3 protein-coding genes are annotated in these 2,831 nt (G+C 62.5%); all 3 read right to left on the bottom strand.

Annotation, left to right across the window (positions count from 1 at the left end; genetic code table 11):
* Positions 1-70: 70 nt before the first annotated feature.
* The gene (proP, locus tag QMX83_RS21060; RefSeq protein ID WP_282298574.1) at positions 71-1,558 is read right to left on the bottom strand and encodes a glycine betaine/L-proline transporter ProP; all 1,488 of its coding nucleotides are present in this window, start codon (positions 1,556-1,558) and stop codon (positions 71-73) included.
* Between the two features lie 257 nt (positions 1,559-1,815).
* Positions 1,816-2,157 (bottom strand): thioredoxin family protein, encoded by a 342-nt coding sequence (locus QMX83_RS21055; RefSeq protein ID WP_282298573.1) that lies wholly within the window; start codon positions 2,155-2,157, stop codon positions 1,816-1,818.
* A 3-nt stretch (positions 2,158-2,160) separates the two neighbouring features.
* Positions 2,161-2,574 carry a host attachment family protein gene (locus QMX83_RS21050; RefSeq protein ID WP_282298572.1) on the bottom strand — a complete coding sequence of 138 codons (414 nt, stop codon included), beginning with the start codon at positions 2,572-2,574 and terminating at the stop codon, positions 2,161-2,163.
* Between the last annotated feature and the right edge of the window lie 257 nt (positions 2,575-2,831).

The raw sequence follows: 2,831 nt of genomic DNA, 5'->3' as shown, positions 1-2,831 counted from the left end.
GCCCACGGACCGTATGGGCCGGCCAACGGCCGGCGCTACCGGCTTACGGCGAGGGGTGGGACACGTTACGTCATGCGGGGCGAGGCTCTTCCGGCAGCAACTGCGGCGGCAGCATGGGCCGCGATGCATCCACCGTCACCGGCTCATCGCCCTTGACCAGCGCACGCGCCTCTTCCTCGCTGCCCACCGCCGGCGGCGACCCGCGCAGCGGCAGGTTGGCGGTTTCGTTGACGAACAGCATGGTGATCAGGCCGATCACCGCTGCGCCCATCAGATAGTACGCCGGTACCAGCGGGTCGCCGGTGCGCTCGACCAGCCAGGCGGTTACCAGCGGCGTGGTGCCACCGAACAGCGACACGGAAATGTTGAAGGCAATCGACAGCGCGCTGTAGCGCACCGGGGTGTAGAACAACGCCGGCAACGTGGACGGCATCGAGCTGGTGAAGCACACCAGGGCGATACCGAGCAGCATCAGGCCGAGGAAGATCAGCCCGTCGTTACCGCTGCCGACCAGCAGCAGGCACGGCACAGCCAGTGCGAACAAGGCGATGCACGCGCCGATGATCATCGGCCGACGTCCCAGTCGATCACTGAACAGGCCACCGACGATGTTCAACGGCATCATCACCAGCATCACCAGGATGATCAGCAGCAGGCCCTTGCTCTCCGCGTACCCCATGGTCACGCTGAGATAGCTGGGCATGTAGGTGAGCAGCATGTAGTCGGTGACATTGAACACCAGCACCAGGCCCACGCACTTCAGCAGCTGCGGCCAATGCACGCGCAGCAGTTCACCCAGCCCGGGACGCTCGTGGTCGCGCTTGTCGGCCTCTTCGGCATAGGCCTTGAACGCCGGGGTTTCCTCCAGCTTCATGCGCATGTACAGACCCAGCAGGCCCAGCGGCCCGGCGACCAGGAACGGCACGCGCCAGCCCCAATCGAGCATCTGCTCACTGCTCAGCGCCATTTGCAGCGCGGTGACGGTGGCGGCACCGGCGATGTAACCGCCCAGCGTGCCGAATTCCAGCCAGCTACCCATCAGACCGCGATTGCGGTCGGTGGAGTACTCGGCAATGAAGGTGGCGGCACCGCCGTACTCACCACCGGTGGAGAAGCCCTGCACCAGCCGCGCAAGCAGCAGCAATGCCGGTGCCCACAGCCCGATGCGTTCGTACGAGGGAATCAAGCCGATGCTGAAGGTGCCCAGCGCCATCAGAATCATGGTGAAGGCCAACACCTTCTGCCGGCCATAACGATCGCCGAGGGGGCCGAACACCATGCCGCCGAGGGGACGCACCAGGAAGGCAACGGTGAACGTGGCGAAGGTGGCGATCAGCTGCGCGGTGGGATTGCTGGAGGGGAAGAACACGTGACCGAGGGTGACGGCGAGATAGCCGTAAACACCAAAATCAAACCATTCCATGGCATTGCCCAATGCTGCGGCACCGACTGCGCGCTTCAGCATTGGGCGATCCACCACGGTGACCTCGTCCACTTTCAGTTGTCGGCGGCGTTTGAACCAGCCGAAATGGGCATGTGCCGCATGCAGATCCTGCATCTGTGTCTCCTCGGAGCGTGGCCACCACGCGTCCGAGGTTCCGCGCACGGCACGGAAAAGCACCACCTCATGAAGTGCGGCGAAATGCGCAGGAGGGGTTCAACAGACGTTCCCGGACGGCCACGTGGACACAGCGGCGCTGCAGGAAGGGCGACCGTGACGGGCAATGGCCCGGGTCAATGGTCAAGCGGCACATTGTACACCAGATGCAACACTGCCTCCTTCACGGATCACAGTGTTGCATCACGAATCCGCGTTCACGCCACGGAAGATTTTGTCATCACCGCATCAAATGCAGCGAAATCATCGGCCGAATGAGGACGCACCACACGCGCCTGTTCTTCGCCATCGCACAGCAGGATCAGCGTTGGCCACAGCTTCACCGCAAATGAGCGGCCAAGTGGCCGCCCTTTGCCGTCCTCAACTTTGTGATGCGTGATGGCATGTTCATCCACCCACGCTTTCACCGCGGGCTGTGCGTTCTGGCAATGACCACACCAGTCGGTTCCGAACTCGATGAGGTGCCAGCCGCGCAGCGTATCCACCGTGCTGCGCAGCGGCTCGGGTTCACCGTTTTCAAAGCGGCTGACATACCCCATGGTTCACGCTGCCAATGCGCGCTGGATGTCTTCCAGCGGAGCGTTGGTGTAGTCCTTGGCCAGATCGAACAACAGACGCGATTCAACCTCTTTGTGCAGCTGCGGACGAATACGCCCCAGCGTCTGCGGATCGGCGACCAGAATGAGATGCGCGTAGCGATTGTTGAGTGCTTCAGCGTTCAACTGTTCCGCCAGCTGCTTGGCAAAGGTGGCTTCATTGAGCTGGGAGATGCTCATGTCTTTCGGCACGGAACCGGACGGCCCCTGCCCCGACACACCTTGTTCGCTCACATCCTGCACCTGCAGTTGATCATCCTGTCGCAGCTGCAGCGTACGGCCATCGCCCACATTGGTGAACACGCGGGCCGAACCGCCATCAGCGACAACGATGAGGGTACCTTCGGGAATCTTCTGCATGTGGGGTCTCCTGTTTCGTGAGCGTATCGGATGTTGCGATTGCAGGTTAGGTGAGGCGATGTAAGCGCGATGCATACAGGTTGCAATCACCACGTAGAGCCGGGCTCTGCCCGGCTGCTGTTGGTTTTTAGCGAACAGCCCTCCGCTGCCGGTCTACTTGTCTGGGGCCGGCGGGTGGGGGTACGGGACACGCCTTAAATCTCCAGTTAGGCTCGGGCGGCACATCCATGTGCCTTCACGGTCCCGTACCCCCACCC

The sequence above is a fragment of the Stenotrophomonas sp. PS02289 genome (assembly GCF_029960115.1).
Classification (GTDB): Bacteria; Pseudomonadota; Gammaproteobacteria; order Xanthomonadales; family Xanthomonadaceae; genus Stenotrophomonas.
The sequence above is the reverse complement of the archived record's forward strand: the minus strand, read 5'-3'. Positions and strand labels throughout refer to the sequence as shown.